Annotated in this window: 21 protein-coding genes and 1 riboswitch; of the genes, 6 read left to right on the forward strand and 15 right to left on the reverse strand. The window is 73.0% G+C overall.

Translation table 11 applies throughout. The features are described from left to right. Positions 1-76: 76 nt before the first annotated feature. On the reverse strand, positions 77-745 hold the full coding sequence (locus ABZ318_RS19115) for an HAD-IA family hydrolase (protein ID WP_356903631.1): 669 nt from the start codon (positions 743-745) through the stop codon (positions 77-79). A 219-nt stretch (positions 746-964) separates the two neighbouring features. Next, the gene (locus ABZ318_RS19120) at positions 965-2,062 is read right to left on the reverse strand and encodes a peptidoglycan-binding domain-containing protein (RefSeq protein WP_356903632.1); all 1,098 of its coding nucleotides are present in this window, start codon (positions 2,060-2,062) and stop codon (positions 965-967) included. Between the two features lie 170 nt (positions 2,063-2,232). Here ABZ318_RS19120 and ABZ318_RS19125 point away from each other — a divergent pair, with 170 nt between their 5' ends. Next, complete coding sequence (locus ABZ318_RS19125) at positions 2,233-4,296, forward strand: MFS transporter (RefSeq protein WP_356903633.1); 2,064 nt, start codon at positions 2,233-2,235, stop codon at positions 4,294-4,296. 9 nt (positions 4,297-4,305) lie between these two features. Here ABZ318_RS19125 and ABZ318_RS19130 read toward each other — a convergent pair whose 3' ends face one another. Further along, on the reverse strand, positions 4,306-4,791 hold the full coding sequence (locus tag ABZ318_RS19130; RefSeq protein ID WP_356903634.1) for a GNAT family N-acetyltransferase: 486 nt from the start codon (positions 4,789-4,791) through the stop codon (positions 4,306-4,308). A gap of 33 nt (positions 4,792-4,824) precedes the next feature. Next, entirely contained in the window at positions 4,825-5,142 is a 318-nt protein-coding gene (locus ABZ318_RS19135) for an antibiotic biosynthesis monooxygenase (RefSeq protein ID WP_356903635.1), read from the reverse strand. Positions 5,143-5,154: 12 nt separating this feature from the next. On the opposite strand from ABZ318_RS19135, the gene ABZ318_RS19140 reads away from it, so the two are divergent. Then, complete coding sequence (locus ABZ318_RS19140) at positions 5,155-5,385, forward strand: hypothetical protein (RefSeq protein WP_356903636.1); 231 nt, start codon at positions 5,155-5,157, stop codon at positions 5,383-5,385. Here ABZ318_RS19140 and ABZ318_RS19145 read toward each other — a convergent pair. The 3 genes from ABZ318_RS19145 to ABZ318_RS19155 form a co-directional block, all read right to left on the reverse strand. After that, positions 5,349-6,026 carry an O-methyltransferase gene (locus ABZ318_RS19145; protein WP_356903637.1) on the reverse strand — a complete coding sequence of 226 codons (678 nt, stop codon included), beginning with the start codon at positions 6,024-6,026 and terminating at the stop codon, positions 5,349-5,351. The genes ABZ318_RS19140 and ABZ318_RS19145 overlap by 37 nt on opposite strands. Further along, entirely contained in the window at positions 6,023-7,117 is a 1,095-nt protein-coding gene (locus tag ABZ318_RS19150) for a DUF2330 domain-containing protein (RefSeq protein WP_356903638.1), read from the reverse strand. The genes ABZ318_RS19145 and ABZ318_RS19150 overlap by 4 nt, the downstream gene beginning before the upstream one ends. 91 nt (positions 7,118-7,208) lie before the next feature. Then, entirely contained in the window at positions 7,209-8,453 is a 1,245-nt protein-coding gene (locus ABZ318_RS19155; RefSeq protein ID WP_356903639.1) for a cytochrome P450, read from the reverse strand. A gap of 228 nt (positions 8,454-8,681) precedes the next feature. On the opposite strand from ABZ318_RS19155, the gene ABZ318_RS19160 reads away from it, so the two are divergent. Continuing rightward, positions 8,682-9,851, forward strand: coding sequence for a steroid 3-ketoacyl-CoA thiolase (locus tag ABZ318_RS19160; protein ID WP_356903640.1), 1,170 nt, complete (start codon positions 8,682-8,684; stop codon positions 9,849-9,851). 91 nt (positions 9,852-9,942) lie between these two features. Here ABZ318_RS19160 and ABZ318_RS19165 read toward each other — a convergent pair whose 3' ends face one another. The 7 genes from ABZ318_RS19165 to ABZ318_RS19195 form a co-directional block, all read right to left on the reverse strand. Then, entirely contained in the window at positions 9,943-10,344 is a 402-nt protein-coding gene (locus ABZ318_RS19165; protein ID WP_356903641.1) for a transglycosylase SLT domain-containing protein, read from the reverse strand. A 286-nt stretch (positions 10,345-10,630) separates the two neighbouring features. After that, positions 10,631-11,512 (reverse strand): ECF transporter S component, encoded by an 882-nt coding sequence (locus tag ABZ318_RS19170; RefSeq protein ID WP_356903642.1) that lies wholly within the window; start codon positions 11,510-11,512, stop codon positions 10,631-10,633. After that, positions 11,509-13,227, reverse strand: a complete 1,719-nt coding sequence (locus ABZ318_RS19175) for an ATP-binding cassette domain-containing protein (RefSeq protein WP_356903643.1) — start codon at positions 13,225-13,227, stop codon at positions 11,509-11,511. Before ABZ318_RS19175 ends, ABZ318_RS19170 begins: the two co-directional genes overlap by 4 nt. Beyond that, positions 13,224-14,375 carry an energy-coupling factor transporter transmembrane protein EcfT gene (locus tag ABZ318_RS19180; protein ID WP_356903644.1) on the reverse strand — a complete coding sequence of 384 codons (1,152 nt, stop codon included), beginning with the start codon at positions 14,373-14,375 and terminating at the stop codon, positions 13,224-13,226. Before ABZ318_RS19180 ends, ABZ318_RS19175 begins: the two co-directional genes overlap by 4 nt. Then, positions 14,372-15,043, reverse strand: a complete 672-nt coding sequence (locus ABZ318_RS19185; RefSeq protein WP_356903645.1) for an SCO2322 family protein — start codon at positions 15,041-15,043, stop codon at positions 14,372-14,374. The genes ABZ318_RS19180 and ABZ318_RS19185 overlap by 4 nt, the downstream gene beginning before the upstream one ends. Positions 15,044-15,051: 8 nt before the next feature. Then, positions 15,052-16,302, reverse strand: a complete 1,251-nt coding sequence (locus ABZ318_RS19190) for a prenyltransferase/squalene oxidase repeat-containing protein (RefSeq protein ID WP_356903646.1) — start codon at positions 16,300-16,302, stop codon at positions 15,052-15,054. Positions 16,303-16,375: 73 nt separating this feature from the next. After that, positions 16,376-16,511, reverse strand: a riboswitch (cobalamin riboswitch). 86 nt (positions 16,512-16,597) lie between these two features. Next, positions 16,598-17,635 (reverse strand): MBL fold metallo-hydrolase, encoded by a 1,038-nt coding sequence (locus ABZ318_RS19195; RefSeq protein ID WP_356903647.1) that lies wholly within the window; start codon positions 17,633-17,635, stop codon positions 16,598-16,600. A gap of 121 nt (positions 17,636-17,756) precedes the next feature. Here ABZ318_RS19195 and ABZ318_RS19200 point away from each other — a divergent pair, with 121 nt between their 5' ends. The 3 genes from ABZ318_RS19200 (at position 17,757) to ABZ318_RS19210 (ending at position 20,080) form a co-directional block, all read left to right on the forward strand. Beyond that, complete coding sequence (locus ABZ318_RS19200) at positions 17,757-19,220, forward strand: aldehyde dehydrogenase (protein ID WP_356903648.1); 1,464 nt, start codon at positions 17,757-17,759, stop codon at positions 19,218-19,220. Beyond that, entirely contained in the window at positions 19,220-19,453 is a 234-nt protein-coding gene (locus ABZ318_RS19205; RefSeq protein WP_030688175.1) for a ferredoxin, read from the forward strand. Before ABZ318_RS19200 ends, ABZ318_RS19205 begins: the two co-directional genes overlap by 1 nt. 93 nt (positions 19,454-19,546) lie before the next feature. Next, positions 19,547-20,080, forward strand: a complete 534-nt coding sequence (locus ABZ318_RS19210) for a hypothetical protein (protein ID WP_356903649.1) — start codon at positions 19,547-19,549, stop codon at positions 20,078-20,080. A 47-nt stretch (positions 20,081-20,127) separates the two neighbouring features. On the opposite strand, the gene ABZ318_RS19215 is transcribed toward ABZ318_RS19210, so the two are convergent. Next, a complete protein-coding gene (locus tag ABZ318_RS19215; RefSeq protein WP_356903650.1) occupies positions 20,128-20,763 on the reverse strand; it encodes a TetR family transcriptional regulator in 636 nt (211 codons plus the stop codon). Positions 20,764-20,956: the final 193 nt, after the last annotated feature.

The following is a 20,956-nucleotide window of genomic DNA, read 5'->3' on the forward strand; positions in this document are numbered from 1 at the left end:
ACCGCGCCGAAGCCGCGCATGGCGCCGCAGGGCGGGTTGTTGGTGTAGAGGCCGATCGCCTCGATCTCGACCGCGTCTACGGCAGTGCGGTCAGCGTGATCGAGCCGTCCTCGGCGCGCTCCACCCGCAGCCGGGTGAGGTCGGCGACGTGCACGTCCGGCGCGAAGGCCGCCGCGCGCGGACCCACGCCCACGACCCGCATGCCGGCCGCGCGGCCCGCCTGGATGCCCGCCTCGGAGTCCTCGAAGACCACGCAGTCCGCCGGGGCGAAGCCCAGCGCCGCCGCGCCCTTGAGGAAGCCCTCGGGATCCGGCTTGCTGGCGCCGACGCTCTCGGCGGTGACCCGGATCTCGGGCACGGGGAGCGCCGCCGCACCCATCCGGGCCTGGGCGAGGGCCTCGTCCGCCGAGGTCACCAGGGCGTGCGGGAGGTCCGCGATCGCGGCCAGGAAGGCGGGGGCGCCGGGCACGGGGACGACTCCGTCGAGGTCGGCGGTCTCCTCGGCCAGCATCACCCGGTTGTCGGCGTGGTTCTCCGCCATCGGGCGGTCGGGGAGGAGGACGGCCATCGTCGCGAACCCCTGGCGGCCGTGCACCACCTTGAGCACCTCGTCCGGGTCGAGCCCGTGCCGGTCCGCCCAGCGGCGCCAGCAGCGTTCGACGACGGCGTCCGAGTTGACGAGGGTGCCGTCCATGTCGAGGAGGAGGGCGCGGGCGGTGAGCGTTGCCGGGGTGCTGGCAGGCATCGGGTCTCCAGAGGGGGTGGCGCGGAGAACGAAGTGGTCCCGCCCACCGGTCAGGGAGTGCGGGCGGGGCCACTTTGTTCTTCCACGATACAAAACCGGGGGTCGTCTTGGCCAACCGGTCCGCGTGCTGGAACCCCGCGGCCTTCGCAGCCCCGCCGCCGACCGCCGTCAGCCCGCTGTCGGCTGCCCGCTGTCGGCCGCCCGTCCGTCGCGCCGGCTCTAGAGCCAGGTGCTCCGCTCCAGGGCCTCGCGGGTGTGGGGGCCGTACACGCCCTTCGGGTCGCCCTCGATGAACATCCAGGACTGGTAGCTCTTCACCGCGCGCCAGACCTCCTGGTCGTACTCCCCGTCCACGTCCCCGTGGTACGCCCCCGCCAGGGTCAGCCGAGCCTGGAGTTCGACCACCTCCTCGCCCGTCGAGCCGAGGCTCAGCGTGACCGCCGTCTCCTCGGTCGGCCGCGCGGACGGCGTGGCCGTCGTCGGCGCCGCGGTCGTCGGGGCCGGGGAGGGGGCGGCGGCCGGAGGGGTCGTCGGGCTCGTAGACGCCCTCGGGCTCGCGGTGGTGCGGCTCGGGGAAGGGGTGGGGGACGGGGACGCGGACGTCCGCTGCGGGGTCGGGGAGGACGTGGTCGGCTCAGGGGTCTCCGAGGAAGGGGACGGCGCCTCCGACACGGCGACGTTCAGGGACGCGCTCGTGGTCACCTCCGGAACGGCCGCCCGGTCGTCGGTCTCGTCCGCGCCGCCGAGGACGGCCGCCGCCAGGGCCGCGGTGCCCGCCACGGCGACGGCGGCCACCGCCGCGACCACCACGCCGCGCCTGCGGCCCCGGCCCCGCGCCCGCTCCTGCTCGTGCGCGGGCGGCACCTCGCCGACGCCGCGCAGCAGCAGCGGCATCGTCTCGGAGGGGTCGCCCGCGGCGCCGGGGCGGCCGCCCTCGGGGTACGCCCCCGGTCCCGTTGGGTGTGCCCCCGGCCCTGTGGGGTGCACCGCCGGCATCGGTGCCGTGAGGTCGCTCCCCGGCCGGATCGCCGCCAGCTGGGCGGTCGGCGGGTCCTCCGTCGGGTACGCCGGCTCGGTCGGGTACGTCGGCTCGGTCGAATACGCCGAATACGTCGGCTCCGTCGCGTACGCAGGCAGATGCGCGGTCGGCTGCCCGTCCGGCCCGTCCGACCCGTCCGACCCCTCGGGCCCCTCCAGGGTCACGTACGGCCTGATCCGGAGCGGGTCGAAGTCCTCGGCCGCCGCCGTCTCCGCCGCCCGGGCGCAGGCGCAGCCAGGTCTGTGTACACCGCATTCAGGACATACGTGTCCGGTCATGATGGGTCCCCTCCCCGATACAACTGCGAGCGATTATGCAGCCCGCCCCTGTATGTCGGGCGAACGGCCGTGCCCTTCCGCAGGCCATAACGGGACATTCGGACCAGGATGGAGGAGCCGCTCACGGAGATGGAGACGGAAACGGATACGGATACGGAGACGGAGACCTCATGGCCCAGGACACAAGCCCGTCCCAGCTCGGCGACGCCCCCGTGCCCGGAGCGGGGCAGAGCCACCGCACCGTCCTCGTCGCGATCGGCGCGCTGCTGCTCGGGATGCTGCTCGCCGCGCTCGACCAGACCATCGTCTCCACCGCCCTGCCGACCATCGTCAGCGAGCTCGGCGGCATGGAGCACCTCTCCTGGGTGGTCACCGCCTACATGCTGGCGTCCACGGCCGGGACCCCCCTCTGGGGCAAGCTCGGCGACCAGTACGGGCGCAAGAAGCTCTTCCAGGGCGCCATCGTCGTCTTCCTCGTCGGCTCCGCCCTCTGCGGCATCGCCCAGAACATGCCGCAGCTCATCGCCTTCCGCGCGATCCAGGGCCTCGGCGGCGGCGGCCTCATGGTCCTGTCGATGGCGATCGTCGGCGACCTCGTCTCACCCCGGGAGCGCGGCAAGTACCAAGGCCTCTTCGGCGCCGTCTTCGGCGCCACCAGCGTCCTCGGCCCGCTGCTCGGCGGCCTCTTCACCGAGCACCTCTCCTGGCGCTGGGTGTTCTACATCAACCTTCCCATCGGCGTCGTCGCGCTCTTCGTGATCGCCGCCGTGCTGCACATCCCGGTGCGCTCCACCCGGCACACGATCGACTACCTCGGCACCCTCCTCATCGCCTCGGTCGCCACCTGCCTGGTCCTGGTGGCCTCCCTCGGCGGCACCACCTGGGCGTGGGGATCGGCGCAGATCATCGGCCTCGCCGTCCTCGGAGCCGTACTCCTCGTCTGGTTCCTGTACGTCGAGCGGCGGGCCGCCGAACCCGTCCTGCCGCTCAAACTGTTCCGGATCCGGACCTTCAGCCTCGTCTCGGTCATCAGCTTCGTCGTCGGCTTCGCCATGTTCGGCGCGATGACCTACCTGCCGACCTTCCTCCAGGTGGTCCAGGGCGTCACCCCGACCATGTCGGGCGTCCACATGCTGCCCATGGTCCTCGGCATGCTGATCACCTCTACCGCCTCCGGGCAGATCGTCTCGCGCACCGGCCGCTGGAAGGTCTTCCCCATCGCCGGCACCGCCCTCACCTGCCTCGGCCTGCTCCTCCTCCACCGGCTCACGGAGACCAGCTCGACCTGGTCGATGAGCGTCTGCTTCTTCGTCTTCGGCGCCGGACTCGGCCTCGTCATGCAGGTCCTCGTCCTGGTCGTGCAGAACGCCGTCTCGTACGAGGACCTCGGCGTCGCCACCTCCGGGGCCACCTTCTTCCGCTCCATCGGCGCCTCGTTCGGCGTCGCCGTCTTCGGCACGGTCTTCACCAACCGGCTCACCGGCAAACTCGCCGACGTGTTCGCGAGCGTCCCCGCCCAGGAGCTCCCGCCCGGCACCGGTCCCGGCCGGCTCGCCGCCGACCCGCGCGCCATCGACCAACTCCCGCCCGGGCTGAGGCCGGCCGTCCTGCACGCGTACGCCACGTCCATCACGGACGTCTTCCTGTACGCGGCGCCGGTCGTCCTCGTCGCCTTCGTCATCGCCTGGTTCCTGAAGGAGGACAAGCTGCGCGCCTCCGTCACCGCGCCCGACACCAGCCAGACCCTGGCCTCCAACCCGGTCGAACGCTCCTCGTACGAGGAGTGCGCCCGCGCCCTGTCCGTCCTCGGCTCCAGAGAGGGCCGCAAGGCGATCTACGTGAAGATCACCAAGCGTGCCGGGCTCGACCTGCTGCCCGCCGCGAGCTGGCTGCTGCTGCGCATCCGCCGCCACGGGACCGTCGAACCCGCCCGGCTCGCCGAGGTCACCCCCGTACCGCTGCGGGCGATCACGGAGGCGTCCCGGCAGGTGGAGGAGCGGCGGCTCGCGGCCCGGGAGGGCGTCCAGCTGGTCCTCACCGAGGACGGCGTACGGGCGGCGACGCTCCTGGCCAGGGCCCGGGAGGATTCGCTCGCCGAACTCCTCGGCGACTGGTGGGGACCCGACCGGCCGACCGACCTCGTGCAACTGGTGGAGGAGCTGACGGCCGAGCTGTGCGGCTCGGACGGGGAGCGACCCCACGGGCCCGGGTCGCCGCGGGACCGCCACCCCTAGACCGGCCGGTCAGAGCTCCTTGCCGTACCAGATCTCCATGTACGGCCCGGTGCAGTACGCGGGGATCTCCGCGTACCCGTGCCGCGTGTACAGGGCACGCGCCTCGACCAGGTCGAGGCGCGTGTTGAGGACCATCCGGCGCGCGCCGAGACCGCGCGCCTCCTCCTCCAGCCTCCGCAGCAGGGCACCCGCGCCGCCCGCCCCGCGGAAGGCGTGCCGCAGGAAGACCCGGGTCAGCTCGGCGCGTTCGCCGTCCCGCATCAGGACCCCGCCGCAGCCGGCCGGCTTCCCCTCGAACCGCGCGACCAGGAACTGCCCGGTCGGCGGGGTCAGCAGCTCGACCCCGTCGTTCGTCAGGCCCTCGTCTATCTCGGCCTCGGTCGCGGGCCGCTTCCAGTAACGGCTGGCCACGTCGTCGTAGTAGTCGCGCCGGAGGGCGGTCGCGTCCGGGGTGTCGACGCGCTCGGCAGAGAAGGTCCAGGTCATGCGGGCCATTGTGCGACCCGCACGACCGGCCCCGCCGACGAATTACTTCGGCGACGCCTGCTGGACGACCTCGAACGACCAGAGGGTCGAGCCGGAGGCGGCGGGCTTCGGCCGCTCGCCGCCCTCGCCGCCCTGGTGGGCGGCCTTCATGGAACCGTTCATCCAGTTCTGGAAGTCCTCCTCGCTGCGCCAGCGGGTGTACACCAGGTACTGGTCGGTGCCCTCCACCGGGCGCAGCAGCTCGAACCACTCGAACCCGTCGGACCCCTCCACGGCCCCGGCCCGGGAGGCGAAACGCTGCTCCAACACCTCACGCTGCTCGGCCGGCACGGTCAGGACGTTGATCTTCACGATGCTCATGAAAGGCAGGATATGACGCACGGCCCCGGCGTCCCCGAAGCGGACGCGATACGGGACCTGGCCGGGCGCTGGTTGCCCCTGCTCGGGGACGACGACTTCGTCGTCTCGCCCGTCGGGTTGTGGCTGGGGCTCGGGGTCGTGGCGCTCGACGGGGCGGGGGAGCTGCCGCTCTTCATCGGCCGGCGGTCCGGTGCCCCCGCCAGGTCCTATGCGACCACGCGGGCGAGCAGCAGGCCGTCGTAGCCCTTCGTGCCGACCGTCTGCAGGGCCGTCGCGTCCAGGCGGGGTTCGCCGGCGATCAGGTCGAACATCTCGCGCGTGCCCGTGATGGCCGGGTCGTCCGGGTCCGGGGCGGCGACCCTGCCGTTCCGCACCACGTTGTCGACGATGATCACCGTGCCCGGGCGCGAGAGCTTCAGCGCCCAGGCCACGTAGTGCGGGTTGTTGGCCTTGTCGGCGTCGATGAAGACGAGGTCGAAGGGGCCCGCGCCCTCCGCCTCCAACCGCGGCAGGCTGTCCAGGGCCGCGCCCGTCCGGACCTCGACGATCTTGTCGAGGCCGGCGCGGGCGATGTTGGCGCGGGCGACGTCCGCGTGGGCCGGGTCGTACTCCAGGGTGATCAGCCTGCCGTCGGCGGGCAGCGCGCGGGCCAGCCAGATCGTGCTGTAGCCGCCGAGGGTGCCGATCTCCAGGACGTTCCGCGCGCCCTGCATCGCGGCGAGCAGGTGGAGCAGCTTGCCCTGGTTGGGGGCGACGGCGATCTCCGGGAGGCCCGCCGCCGTGGAGTCGGCGAGCGCGGCCGTGAGCGCCTCGTCGGCGGGGGCGATCGTCTCGGTGATGTACTGGTCGACCGCGGCCCACCGGTTTTCCTGAGGGTTCGTCATGCGGGCGAACGTACACCTGCGGTCCTGCCGGAGCGGCGCCTTTTCACCCGCACGGCGAACAGCACCGCGAGCAGCAGACCGCCGCCGACCGTCAGGAGCCAGACGGGGATGCCGCCGCCCACGGTCATCAGCCGGTCGGTGTACTCGACTTCGCGGTACGGCGTGTCGGCGACGGCCCGCAGGTGGTGGTCGTCGTCGATCCGTTCGGGGTGGGGGAAGCGCTGTTCCAGGACCGTCAGGCGGACGGGCGCGTCGCCCGTGAGGCCCGCCACCGCTCCCTCGGGGCGCTCGATCCGGCCCGCGAACGTCACCTCGGGGCGGTCGCCGCCGATGGGGGAGCGGGGCTCCATCCGGTGCTCGGCGAGGACGTAGAGCCCGAGGGTCTGGGGCGTCCGCGCGAGACGGGAGAGCCGCATGGGGTAGACGAGTTCGGAGGAGGAGAAGGAGATCCGGAGCGGGGTCAGTTCGCCGTAGAGGGTCGCGCCCTTCTCCTGCGGGGCCAGGCGGACGGCGACGTACTCCCACTTCCGCTCGACGTACGGCCGGAGCGCGTCGGTGAGCCGCTCGGGCAGCTCGAAGCCGTTGGCGCGCAGCCAGTCGCCGAGGGCCCCGGGGTCGGTGGCGGTGAGCCGGGCCACGTCGAAGGGGCCGAGCCGTTCGCGTCCGACGACGCCGACGCCGGAGCCCGCGCCGGGCGGGGCGGCGGCGGCTCCGTCGCCGTAGCCGCTGTCGAAGGGCCAGTCGCCCTCGCGCGGCCAGAAGTAGTGGCGGTCGCGCTGCTCGGGCTCGGTGAGCCGGTCGAGCTCGTCGAAGAGCGCGGGGTCGCCGAGACGGACGTCGGCGCGGCCCGGCACCGGCATGATCCAGGCCGCCCGGCGGGCGTTCCCGTGGACGTTGAAGCGCATGACGACGGTCTCGGCGCGCCCGTCCCAGCGGACGGCCGACTCCTCCCGGTCGACGCCGATGCGCTCGGCCTTGTCCGGGATCATGGCGCCGCAGCCGCAGGCGTACGCCGGTGCGACGAGCGAGCCGAGCTGGAGCGCGAGCAGCGCGATGACGATGGTCAGGATTCTGCTGTGTGTCCCCCGCATGGGAGCTCAGACGTGTCCGGGGAAGATCCGGTTCCGCCCGCCGGGAGGGGGCGTCCTGCCGAGGGCCCCCGTAGGGGTTGTGCCGTAGGGGTCATGCGGCGCGGACGCGGAGTTCCTTCACGCCGTTCAGCCAGGCGGCCCGCAGCCGGCGTGGTTCGCCGGCGAGGGTGAGGTCGGGCAGGGCGTCGGCGATCGCGTTGAAGATCAGCTCGATCTCCTTGATCGCGAGGGACTTGCCGAGGCAGAAGTGGGGTCCGCCGCCGCCGAAGCCGAGGTGGGGGTTGGGGTCGCGGGTGATGTCGAAGCGTTCGGGGTCGGTGAAGACCTCGGGGTCGTTGTTGGCGGAGGAGTAGAAGAGGCCGACCCGGTCGCCCCTGCGGATCTTCTGTCCGCCGAGTTCGGTGTCCTGGGTCGCGGTCCGCTGGAAGGAGACGACGGGGGTCGCCCAGCGCACGATCTCCTCGGCCGTGGTCGCGGGCCGCTCGCGCTTGAAGAGCTCCCACTGGTCGGGGTGGGTGAGGAAGGCGTGCATGCCGTGGCTGATGGCGTTGCGGGTGGTCTCGTTCCCGGCGACGGCGAGCAGCAGCACGAAGAAGCCGAACTCGTCGGAGGAGAGGTTGCCCTGGCCCTCGGCCGCGACGAGCTGCGACACGATGTCCTGGGCGGGGCACTCCTTGCGGGCGGCGGCCATGTTCATCGAGTAGCCGATGAGTTCCATGGCGGCCTCGGCGCCGATCTCCTCGGTGATGGCGTATTCGGGGTCGTCGTACGCGACCATCTTGTTCGACCAGTCGAAGATCCGGGAACGGTCCTCCTGGGGGACGCCGATGAGTTCGGCGATGGCCTGGAGGGGGAGTTCGACGGCGACCCGGGTGACGAAGTCGAAGGTGCCGTCGGCGTCCGTGCCGCGTCGCGCCTCGTCGACGATGGCGTGCGCGCGGTCGCGCAGGGCGGTCTCCAGGTTCCGGATCGCGCGGGGGGTGAAGCCGCGTTGGACGATCTGGCGGACCCGGGTGTGCTCGGGCGGGTCCATGTTGAGCATGATCAGTTTCTGGACCTCGATCTGGTCCCGGGTGATGTGCTCGTTGAAGCGGATGACGGCGGTGTTCTCGTTCGAGGAGAACAGCTCGGGGTGGGTGGAGACGTACTTGACGTCCGCGTGGCGCGTGACCGCCCAGTACCCGCCGTCCGCGAAGCCGGTGACGCCGGCCGGCTGGGGGCACCACCACACGGGTGCGGTCTGCCGCAGCCGGGCGAACTCCGGGAAGGGGACGCGGTCGCGGAGCAGATCGGGGTCGGTGGCGTCGAACCCGTCGGGGAGGTGGGGGCAGGCCATCGGCAACACTCTCCATATCTGATGGACCATCAGAAGTTGCCGGGAAAGTTAGTAACGAGTTCTACAAGTAGCAAGGGGCGGAGCGGGAACTGTTGCGTCCCGGACCCTTGCGTACCGGCGGTAGCAGTCATAAGACTGCAGTCAGAACTAGAACGCGTACTAGTTCCCCGTGACGCCGACCGACCGGGGTGCCGGGACACCCCGTCCGGTCGAGGAGAGGACGAGCCCATGGCCGCGGAACCCGTCATCGTCGAAGCCGTACGCACCCCCATCGGCAAGCGCGGAGGCGCGCTCGCCAACCTCCACCCCGCCTACCTCCTGGGCGAGACCTACCGCGAACTCCTCGGCCGCACCGGCATCCCCGCCGACTGCGTCGAACAGATCGTCGGCGGTACGGTCACCCACGCCGGCGAGCAGTCCATGAACCCGGCGCGCACCGCCTGGCTCACCATGGGCCTGCCCTACGAGACGGCCGCCACCACCGTCGACTGCCAGTGCGGCTCCTCGCAGCAGGCCGGCCACATGGTCGCCAACATGGTCGCGGCCGGCGTCATCGACATCGGGATCTCCTGCGGCGTCGAGGCCATGTCCCGCGTCCCGCTCGGCTCCGGTTCCAAGCACGGCCCGGGAAAGCCGTTCCCCGACGAGTGGAACGTCGACCTGCCCAACCAGTTCGAGGCCGCCGAGCGCATCGCCCGCCGCCGCGGACTCACCCGCGAGCGCGTCGACTCCCTCGGCCTGCTCTCCCAGGAACGGGCCGCGACCGCCTGGGCCGAGGAGCGCTTCAAGCGCGAGACCTTCGCCGTCCAGGTCCCCACCACGGAAGCCGAACAGGCCGCCGGACAGGGCATGTGGCGGCTCGTCGACCGCGACGAGGGCCTGCGCGACACCACCATGGAGGGCCTGGCCCGCCTCAAGCCCGTCATGCCCACCGCGATCCACACCGCCGGGAACTCCTCCCAGATCTCCGACGGCGCCTCCGCCGTCATGTGGGCCTCCAAGCGCATGGCCCGCGCCCTCAAGCTCCGCCCGCGCGCCCGGATCGTCGCCCAGGCCCTCGTCGGCGCCGACCCGCACTACCACCTCGACGGGCCCGTCGACGCGACCCGGGCCGTCCTCGGCAAGGCCGGGATGAGCCTGAAGGACATCGACCTCGTCGAGATCAACGAGGCCTTCGCCTCGGTCGTGCTGAGCTGGGCGCAGGTCTTCGATCAGGACCTGGAAAAGGTCAACGTCAACGGCGGCGCCATCGCCCTCGGCCACCCCGTCGGCGCCACCGGCGCCCGGCTCACCGCCACCGCCCTGCACGAGCTGGAACGCGCCGACAAGGAGTTCGCGCTCATCACCATGTGCGCGGGCGGGGCGCTCGCGACCGGGACGATCATCCAGCGGCTCTGACGGGGCCCTCCGCGCGGAAACGCCGCAGGCCCCGCCCCTCCGTGAGGAGGGCGGGGCCTTGCGGATGCGCGATGTGCGGCAGTGGTGCTTCTCAGTACCAGCCGTTGGCCTGCCAGAACGCCCAGGCGGCGTTCGGGGAGCCGTAGCGCTCGTTCATGTAGTTCAGGCCCCACTTGATCTGGGTGGCCGCGTTGGTCTTCCAGTCGGCACCGGCCGAGGACATCTTCGAGCCCGGCAGGGCCTGGACCAGGCCGTAGGCGCCGCTGGACGAGTTGGTGGCGCTGGGGTTCCAGCCGGACTCGTGCTCGACGATCTTGCTGAAGGACGCGTACTGCGAGGCGGGGACGATCTTGCGAGCGAGCTCCTGCGGGCTGGCGGCCGAGGCCGGGCCCGTCGTGCCCAGCACCGCACCCGACGCACCCAGCAGCACGGCTGCGGAAACGGCGATCTTCTTGTTGCGGGCGGAGACACGAGTGGTGAGCGAGCGGAGCAAGGCATTTACCTAACGTCGGGAACAAAGGGCGTGCCAGGCGTTTTCGGCAAGCCGGAACCAGAGCCCGGGAAGCCCGGGAGCTGGGGGGAACCGGCCGGCCGAGGCGCTGCGACGAGCACCGGCTGCCTGGCGACGTCCACCAGAGAAGCAGGGCCGGAACCCCGATGCAACGACCCCCTGTACGAGGGAGGTTCGGACCCGGAGGGCCTCCGGCCGCAGCCGGGTGCGTGGTGTTTCCGCAGGTCATGCCCGGGTGTGGGGCAGTTTGGGCGGGTCTGCCGGTCTACTATTCCAGCTCGTACGTGACGTAGGTCCTGTGGGGCGCCTCACCCGGGGAGGGGGCTTCTGGGGCCTCGAATGTGACCTGGGCCTCGAAGTTCGCCCGCCGCGTGGCCCGCCGCAGCGCCCTCAGGAGCGCGCCGCCGACCGTGAGGGTCAGGACGACGGTGAAAGCGGCCCGGCCGAGGTCCCAGCCGAGGGAGGTGGCGAGGAGGTAGGCGAGGAAGCGGACCAGGTTGTCGTGCACGGAATCCCCGGGCACGAAGAAGATCGCCTGGTCGCCGGGGCCGCCGATCGTCACCCATCCGTAGAGGTTGGTGACCGTGCCGTACGCGAACGCCGCCACGAATCCGTACGCGGACAGCATCAGCAGCTCGGCCCGCCCCCGCAGCCCGCCCGGGCCCGGGCCCGGCAGCAGCCCCGCGCCCATCGCGAACCAGCCCATCGCCAGCATCTGCGTCGGCATCCACGGCCCCACACCACCTGTGAGCAGCGCGGACGCGAACATCGTCACCGCGCCCAGGACGAAACCGAAGCCCGGCCCGAGGACCCGGCCGCTCAGCAGCATCAGGAAGAACATCGGCTCCAGGCCGGCCGTCCCCGCCCCCAGCGGCCGCAGGGCCGCGCCCACGGCGGCGAGCACGCCCAGCATCGCCACCGCCTTCGCGTCCATCCCGCAGTCGGCGATCGTCGCCACGACGACCGCGATGAGGAGGGGGAGGAGCAGGGCGAAGAGCCAGGGGGCGTCGGCCGCGTGGTTCGTGACCGCCGCCGCCCCGTCGGCGAAGAGCGGCCAGCCGATCCCGACCAGACCGATGAGGGAGACGAGGAGGAGCGCGGCCACCGAGCGCGGCCCGAGCCGGATCGGACGGACGGTGCGGGTGCTCACAGCGCCGCCTCCACCTGCTCGACCGTGAGCCACGGCTGCGGCGCCAGGATCTTCGCCACCTGCGGAGAGAACGCCGGCGAGGACACCACGACCTCGGCCGTCGGGCCGTCCGCGACGACCTCGCCCTCCGCGATGATCACCACGCGGTGCGCCAGCTCCGCCGCCAGCTCCACGTCGTGCGTGGCCAGCACGATCGCGTGCCCCTCCGCCGCGAGCGTCCGCAGACGGGCCACCAGACGGGCCTTGGCCGCGTAGTCCAGGCCGCGCGTCGGCTCGTCCAGCAGGAGCAGCGGCGGGCGGCCGGTCAGGACCACGGCCAGCGCGAGCGCCAGCCGCTGGCCCTCGGACAGGTCGCGGGGGTGCGTGTCGTCCGCCACCCCCGGCAGCAGCTCCTCCACCAGCGCCCGGCAGGTCCCGGGCGCCGCGCCCGCGTCCGCGTCGGCCGCCGCGCACTCGGCGGCGACGGTGTCCGCGTACAGCAGGTCCCGCGGCTCCTGCGGAACCAGGCCGACCTGGCGGATCAGGTCGCGGGGGTCGGTGGTGTGCGGGGTGCGGCCCGCGACCCGGACGGTGCCGCCCGTCGGCTCGATCATGCCCACGAGCGTGGAGAGCAGGGTGGACTTGCCGGCGCCGTTCCGGCCCATGAGCGCGATGGTCTCGCCGGGGGCGACGGTCAGGTCGATGCGGCGGAGGGCTTCTACGCGGGCGCGGCGGACGGCGAGGCGTTCGGTGAGGACGAGGGGGGTGGTGGGGGCAGGCGCGGGCTGGGGGCGGCGCCGCTTGAAGAGGTTGATTCCCCCACCCCACCCCTTCCCGAAACCGGGGGCTCCGCCCCCGGACCCCCGCGCCTCGAACGTCGGCGGGGCTGAAAATTCAGCCCGTCCGGGGGCTGAAAGCCCCGCAGGGCCCCGCCCTTCCAGCCTCGCCTTCAACGGGGCAGCCCTCCTCCGCGCGTCCCGTACCGTCAGCGGCAGTGGGTCCCAGCCCGCCAGGCGGCCCAGGGCCACCACCGGCGGGTGGACCGGTGAGATCGCCATCATCTCGGCCGGCGGGCCCATGACACCCTCCGGCAGCAGCAGCACCCGGTCCGCGTACTGCACCACCCGCTCCAGGCGGTGCTCCGCGAGGAGGACCGTCGTGCCCAGGTCGTGGACCAGGCGCTGGAGGACCGCGAGGACGTCCTCCGCCGCCGACGGGTCGAGCGCGGAGGTCGGTTCGTCGAGGACGAGGACCTTGGGGTGCGGGGTCAGGACGGAGCCGATCGCGACGCGCTGGCGCTGGCCGCCGGAGAGCGTGGCGATCGGGCGGTCGCGCAGCGTGGCGAGGCCCAGGAGGTCGAGGGTCTCCTCGACGCGGCGCCGCATGACGCCGGGCGCGAGCCCCAGGGACTCCATGCCGTAGGCGAGCTCGTCCTCGACCGTGTCGGTGACGAAGTGCGCGGACGGGTCCTGCCCCACCGTGCCCACCAGGTCGGCGAGCTCGCGCGGCGGATGCGTGCGGGTGTCGCGGCCGTCGACCGTCACCCGCCCGGTCAGGGTGCCGCCCGTGAAGTGGGGGACGAGACCGGAGACCGCGCCGAGGAGGGTCGACTTGCCGACGCCCGAGGGCCCGACGAGGAGCACGAGCTCGCCCTCGGGGACGGTGAGGTCCACGTTCCGCAGGATCGGCTCGGCGTCCTCCTCGTACCTGACCGAGACGTTCTCGAACCGGATCACGTGTTCCTCTCCTTCGGTGGGGGTACGGGCGCCACGAACGCCGGGATCAGGCCCACCAGGACCGACAGCGCCGGCCACAGCGGCAGCTCCGGCGCCGCAAGGGGGACGACCCCCGGGTGCAGCGCCTCCGGGGCGTACGCGTTCGCCCGGATCATCAGGACGGCGACCGCCACCCCGGAGCCCGCGACCAGCCAGGCCCGTGCGCCCCAGCGGTCGGGCCGGTAGCGCGTACGGACGGTCCGGCGGCCGCCGAGCCGGAGCCCGGCCATCGCGGCGAGGAGCCCGGCGCCGAGCAGCGGCAGCCCGTACCCCGCGCCCTCCGCCGCCAGCAGTCCGTACGAGCCGGCGCACACGCCGAGGAGCCCGCCCAGGGTCAGGACGTTCGTGGTGCGCCGCACCGCCGCCGGGACCCGCGCCGTCCGCCCGTACCCGCGCGCGTCCATGGACGCGGCGACCGCGATCGACCGTTCGAGCGCGCCCTCCAGGACCGGCAGGCCGATCTGGAGCACCGCCCGCACCCCGCCCGTGGGCCGGCCCCGCAGCCGGCGGGCGGTCCGCAGCCGGGCCACGTCGGCGACCATGTTCGGCGCGAAGGTCATCGCCACGACGACGGCGACCCCGGCCTCGTAGAGCGCCCCCGGCAGCGACTTCAGCAGCCGCGCCGGGTTGGCGAGGGCGTTCGCGGCCCCCACGCAGATCAGCAGGGTCGCCAGCTTGGCGCCGTCGTACAGCGCGAACACCAGCTGCTCGGCCGTCACCCGGCCCCCGATCCGTATCCCCTGCGCCCAGTCGGGCAGCGGCACCTCGGGCAGCGTGAACAGCACGTGCGTACCGGGGAGGGGCGAGCCGAGCAGCAGCGAGAACACCACCCGCAGGGCCACGACGAACAGGCCGAGCTTCACGAACGCGCCGTACGAGCGGGCCCAGGGCGCGTCCGTGCGCCGGGCCGCGACGACGTACCCGGCGACCCCGACGAGCAGCCCGAGCAGCAGCGGGTTCGTGGTCCGGGAGGCGGCGACGGCCAGGCCGAGCGCCCACAGCCACCACGCGCCCGCGTGCAGGGCGTTGGCCCGGCTCGCCTCGGGGGCCGTGAACACGGAGGCCGTGAACGCCCGGAGGCCACGGGGGACGCCACGAGCCGCACTCATGCGCGTCGGCGGGCCTTCCAGATCGCCGCCCCGCCGAGGGCCAGGACGGCCGCCCCGCCGACGAGCACGCCGAAGGACGGGCCGCCGCCCGAGCCCTCCGCGGCGGTCGAGGCGGTGGGTCCGGCCGAGGCCGGGGTCTTCGAGGCCGGGGTCTTCTCCGTGACCTGCTCGCCGCAGCCGTGCGCCGGGTAGCCCGCGATCCCGCACAGCATGGCCGAGCCGTCGTACCGCAGCGGCTTCGCCACCGCGGCCAGCGCCTCCGCGCCCGTCGCGTCCTCGCGGACCTCCGCGCAGCCGACCTTGATCAGCTTCTTCGGCGGGGCCTCCCCGGGCGGCGCGTCCGCGGGGCCGCCGAAGTCGACGACGACCGCTATCCGCTTGGTGCCGTCCTTCTTCTCCACGCCCCCGCAGATCCCCGGGAAGTCGGGGGCGACGGAGGGCAGGGAGGTGTCGTCCGTGCCGTTGCTGATCGCGAAGCGGAAGCCGAGGGCGTCGCCGTCGGCGGGCCGGGCGGTCGCCGGGCCCTGTGTGGCGTACGTCCACGGCTTCCCGCCGTCGCTCTCCCAGAACGACCAGTAGCGGTAGCCGGCCGCCTGCGCCGGGGCCGCCGCGACCGCGGTCAGGGCGAGGAGCGCTCCGGCCGCGGCGCCCGTGACCCGCGCCGGCATCCGTGCGGTCACTTCTTGCGGCCGCTCACGAGGAAGCCGACGCCGACGCCGACGAGCGTGCCGATGCCGATGATCCACCACACGTCGAAGCCGGACTCGGCCTCGTCGCTGGTGGAGGAGGCGGAGGTGTCCGGCGTCTTGGGCGCCGGGCCGGTGGCGTTGAGCTGCTCGACCAGGTCCGCCGTGCCGAACTCGCGCGGGTCGGTGTCCGTCGCGCGGGCCGCCAGGATCAGCTGCGCGTAGGCGGCCGGGCCGCCCTCCTTCGCCCAGGCGGCGGAGTTCTTCTCCAGCCACGCCAGGGCCGGCCCGGCCTCCTTCACGGCGCCGGACGCGGCGAGCGCGACGACGGCGTCGGCGGTGTTGCCGATGTCGGGCTGCTCGGTGGTGTCGGTGGCGCCCGGCATCGGCGGCAGGGTGAGGTGGCCGGTCTTCGCGAGCGCCTTCGACAGGTAGGAGGCGCCGTTCAGCGCGGCCCGCTCGACGGTCGGCTTCGACAGGTCGGTGCAGGTCGTCGGCTGCTCGGGGGAGGCCTTGGTGGCGACGACGCTCTTGCCGAGCCCGGCGAGGGTGGCCGCCGCGGTGGCGTCGGCGTTGGCGAGGAGCTTGCCGGTCTTGTCCGGCTGGTACGCGAACGCCCCGGCGCCGTCCTTGTCCGAGCAGGGCAGGGCGAAGGTGAGGAGCGCGTCGTACGGGGTGCGGCCCTCGGCGGAGGTGAACGAGACGGGCCGCACGCCGATCGCGGCGAGCGCGCCGACGACGACCGAGGTGGAGTTGGCGTCGCTCGCGCCGCCGACGCCGTAGCCCCAGCCGCCGTCCTTGTTCTGCACGCTCCGCAGCCAGTCGGAGCCGGCCTTGACGGCCTTGTCGATCGTCTCCGGGGCGGCGGCCTGGCGGCGCACGGCGTGGAGCGCCTGGAGGGCGACGGCGGTGGCGTTGGTGTCCCGCATCGTCTTCGCGTCGCAGGGCTTCGACACGTCCGCGCGGTACGAGGCGAACGAGCCGTCGGCGCACTGCTGGCCCAGGAGCCAGTCCACCGCCCGGTCGGCGGGCTGGTAGCCGGTGCCGCGCTGGGCGAGGAAGGCGAGCGACTGACGCCAGACACCGTCGTACGTCGGGTCCTTCGTGCCGTACAGGCCGGACGGGAGCGTGCCCGTGGAGGGTGACGGCGAGGGCGCGGCGGAGGCCGCCCCGGCTGCTCCGGTGCCGAGCACGACTGCGGCGGCGGCGAGCGCGGCGGCGCCGCGGCGGACGGTGTTCATGGGGCCCTCTCCTGGGGCCGGGCACCGGCACGCCTCAGGGGCACCAGGCTCCGGCTCCGTATTCCTCGACGGTGCCGGCGGTCACGTCCCGGGCGGGGCATTCCGACTCGCCACTCTTCAGGGGTGGCTCACGGTTGCGGGTCAGTGCCGGATTCGCACCGGCTTCCCCCCGTACGGGCATGATGACGACCCGCTCACTCTACCGGCCCGTACACCCGCCGCCCCGGGGGGGTGGGACGGTCGCGCTCACGCGTGAACGGGCGGACGGGGGCCATGACGGTCCGGGGCCGGGCCCTCACACCGCGACGTACGTGACGGGGTCCGTGCCCGCCACCGGTTCCGCGCGTCCGAGCTTCACCAGGCGGCGGACATGGGCCTCGGCCTCGCTGACGGCGATGTTGCGGGAGCCGTGGGGGATCTGCTCCCAGGGGCGGTTCCACTCCATGCGCTCGGCGAGCTGCCAGGGCGTGAGCGGGGTCGCGAGGAGGGCGAGGAGGCCGGTGAGGCGCTCCTCGTGGTGGTCGAGGAGTTCACGGACCCGGCCGGCGGCGTCGGCGAAGGCGTACTGGTGGGCGGGGAGGACCTCGGCGACGCCGAGGCGGCCGATCCGTTCCAGGGAGTCGAGGTAGTCGCCGAGGGGATCGGTCCCGGTGAGCTCGTCGGGGTCCTCGTACAGGCCGATGTGCGGGGAGATCCCGGGCAGCAGGTGGTCGCCGGAGAAGAGCCGGCCGTGGCCGGGCAGCCGGGAGGGGTGCTCCTCCTCCAGGTGGAGGCAGACGTGCCCGGGGGTGTGGCCGGGCGTCCAGATCGCGCGCAGCCGCCGTCCGGCCAGGTCGAGGAGCTCGCCGGGGACGATCTCGCGGTCGGGAAGGGCCGAGCGGAGGCCGGGCAGGGTCCGTGTCCGTCCGGAGGCGCGGGCGGCCCGCAGCGGGGCGATGTGCTCCTCGGGGGCGCCGACGGCGGCGAGTTTGCGGGCGAGGTAGTCGAGCCAGGTGCCGGGTTCGGACTCGCGGGTGCGGCGGACGACGGCCGTGTCGGCGGCGTGCATGGCGATCCAGGCCCCGGACTCCTCGCGGACCCGGCCGGAGAGGCCGTGGTGGTCGGGGTGGTGGTGGGTGACGACGATCCCGTGGATCTCCCGTACGGACAGCCCCAGGGCGGTGAGCCCGTCGGTGAGTTCGGTCCAGGAGGCCGGGTCGTCCCAGCCCGTGTCGACGAGGACCGGGCCGCGGCCGGTGTCGAGGACGTGGACCAGGGTGTGGCCCAGCGGATTGTCCGGGATGGGCACCCGCAGGGACCAGACGCCTCCGCCGTGCTCGGTCACCTGGGTCATGAGCGTCCTCGTCTCTGCGGTACCGGTACGACCATTGCCCACCATAACTAGAACTGGTATCAGTTCTGAAGCATCGTCAGAAAACCAGTGGGCAATTCCATCTCCTCGGGAGGCAGCGGTCATGACCGAGCTTGTGGAGCACGGAAAGCTGTTCATCGGCGGGGAGTGGACCGACCCTTCCCCGGGCGGCGGGACGATCGAGGTGATCTCCCCGCACACCGAGCAGGTCATCGGCCGGGTCCCGCACGCCTCCGAGGCCGACGTCGACCGGGCCGTCGCCGCCGCCCGCCGGGCCTTCGACGAAGGGCCCTGGCCCCGGACGACGGTCGAGGAGCGGATCGCCGTCGTCAGCCGCATCAAGGACGCGATCGCCGCGCGGTACGAGGAGATCGGCCGCGCCATCAGCGCGCAGAACGGCTCCCCGTACTCCTGGTCCGTCCTCGCCCAGGCGCTCGGCGCGATGATGGTCTGGGACGCGGCGATCACCGTCGCCCGGGACTTCCCGTACGAGGAGCGGCGCGCCGGCGTCCTCGGGCCGCTGCTCGTGCGGCGCGAGCCGGTCGGCGTCGTCGCGGCCGTCGTCCCGTGGAACGTGCCGCAGTTCACCGCCGCCGCCAAGCTGGGCCCCGCGCTGCTCGCCGGCTGCACGGCGGTCCTCAAGCCCTCGCCGGAGTCGCCCCTCGACTCGTACGTCCTCGGCGAGATCGCGGCCGAGGCCGGCCTCCCGGAAGGGGTCCTGTCGATCCTGCCCGCCGACCGCGAGGTCAGCGAGTACCTCGTCGGCCACCCCGGCGTCGACAAGGTCTCCTTCACCGGCTCGGTCGCCGCCGGCAAGCGGGTCATGGAGGTCGCCTCCCGCAACCTCACCCGCGTCACCCTCGAACTGGGCGGCAAGTCAGCCGCCGTGATCCTGCCGGACGCCGACCTGGAGACCGCCGTCGCCGGGATCGTCCCCGCCGCCTGGATGAACAACGGGCAGGCGTGCGTGGCCCAGACCCGCATCCTCGCCCCCCGCTCGCGGTACGAGGAGATCGCCGAGGCCTTCGCCGCCGCGGCCGGCGCGCTCGTCGTCGGCGACCCGCTCGACCCGGCCACCCAGGTCGGCCCGCTCGTCGCCCGGCGCCAGCAGCAGCGCTCCCTCGACTACATCGGGATCGGCCAGGCGGAGGGCGCGAAGCTGCTCACCGGCGGCGGCCGCCCGGACGGTCTCGACCGCGGCTGGTACGTCGAACCGACCCTCTTCGGCGACGTCGACAACTCCATGCGGATCGCCCGCGAGGAGATCTTCGGCCCGGTCGTCTGCCTCCTGCCGTACGGGGACGAGGCCGAGGCCCTGCGGATCGCGAACGACTCCGACTTCGGGCTCAGCGGCAGCGTCTGGACCGGGGACGTGGAGCACGGCGTCGACTTCGCCCGGGCCGTGCGCACCGGCACCTTCAACGTCAACACCTTCAGCCTCGACATGCTCGGCCCCTTCGGCGGCTACAAGAACTCGGGCCTGGGGCGGGAGTTCGGCCCCGAGGGCTTCGGCGAGTACCTGGAGCACAAGATGATCCACCTGCCGGCCGGCTACGGGGACGCGTGATGGGCGACCGCTGGCACGTGGAGGTCGACCGGAGCGTCTGCATCGGCTCCGGCATGTGCGTCAACCACGCCCCGGCCGGTTTCCGCCTCGACACGGCCCGTCAGTCCCACCCGGTGGAACCGGAGACGGACGCGGGCGAGCGCCTCCTCGCGGCGGCGGAGGGCTGCCCGGTGGAGGCGATCCTGATCACCCTGGCGGACGGAGGGGAGCCGGTGTTCCCGCCGGAGGAGTGAGTCGGACCGACGGCGCTGTCGTTCCCGCATGCAAAACTGTGCCCCGTGGAAACGGGGGCAACGGGCCTTCGTGCGTGCGGATTCGGGAGTGTTGTGCGCAAGGCGATGTGGGTGGCCGCGGCCGCCGGTGTGGCGCTGCTCGTCACGGGCTGTGGCAGCGAGGGCGGTACGGACAAGGGCGGTTCCTCCTCGGCCGGTTCGGCCGCGACGGGCGGTTCCGGCGCGGGCGGTTCGAGCGACCGGAAGCTGGACGCGGCCGCGGTCGGCAAGGAGTTGGCGGACGCGGCGACGGAGGCCGGCTTCACGCAGGACCCCTCGGGCGAGGCGGTGCCGGAGGCGCTGAAGGACTGCATGGTCTCCTGGACGGCCGACGCCGAGAAGGCCGCCGACCCGAAGAAGTCCTACGCGGACACGGTCGTGAACCTGACCGGCGGCGGCTGGACGGAGGGGAAGAGCGTCGAGCAGATGGGCTCTCAGATCAAGTCCCTGACGAAGGGCACCTGGCAGCTCCAGGCCAGCAACCACGCGCAGGGCCCGCTGAAGATCGTGATGTTCGTCGCCACCGACGCGGGACCGGAGTGCCAGGCGGTCATGGAGGCCGAGAACGCCAAGCACAAGAAGCCCTGAGGCACCGGTGCCGCCCGCGCCCCGCACCGGGGCGCCGACGGCACCGCTCAGACCGTCGGCTCCGGCGTCCGCGCCGGTGCCGTCAGGTCGATCAGCCGGCAGACCGTCTCGATGTCGATCTTCACCTGTGCGATCGAGGCGCGTCCGGACAGCCAGGTGATCAGCGCCGAGTGCCAGGTGTGCTCGATCACCCGGACCGCCGACAGCTGGCTCGGGGTCGGGTGCTCCGCCCCCATCGCGTCCAGGATGATCGCGGTCGTCAGCCGGGAGACCGTGTCCACCTCGGGGCTCACGCTGCGGTCGGCGAAGGTCAGCGCCCGCACCATGGCGTCGGCCAGCTGCGGCTCCCGCTGGAGCGCCCGGAAGGCGCGCATCAGGGTCTCGGCGACCCGTTCCGCCGGGTCCGCGCCGGCGGGCGGCCGCTTCCGCAGCGTGGTGTGCATGTGCTGGAGCTGGTCCTGCATGGTCGCCACGAGCAGGTGGATCTTGGAGGGGAAGTAGCGGTAGAGCGTGCCGAGGGCGACCCCCGCGGCCTCGGCGACCTCCCGCATCTGCACGGCGTCGAAGCCGCCCCGGGCGGCGAGCTGGGCGCTGGCGTTCAGGATGCGGCGGCGCCGCGCCTCCTGGCGCTCCGTGAGGGGCGGTGACGCGGGTCTGTGGTCCGCCCTGTGGTCTGCGGTCATGAGGTCCCGTTCCGTGCGGTGGGGAGCGACAGTATGGCGGTGCGGCCGCCGTGGCGCGAATCACCTGTTCCGGCTCTCACGGCCGAGCTACCTGCCGGTAGATTCTGTCCTCCTTGAACGATCAAGCACGATCTTGCGCGATCAAGTCTGTAACTTGTTCTAGATTAGCGCGAGCGGTTACGCTCCCGCGAAA

The organism is Streptomyces sp. NPDC006197 (assembly GCF_040613865.1).
Taxonomy (GTDB): Bacteria; Actinomycetota; Actinomycetes; order Streptomycetales; family Streptomycetaceae; genus Streptomyces.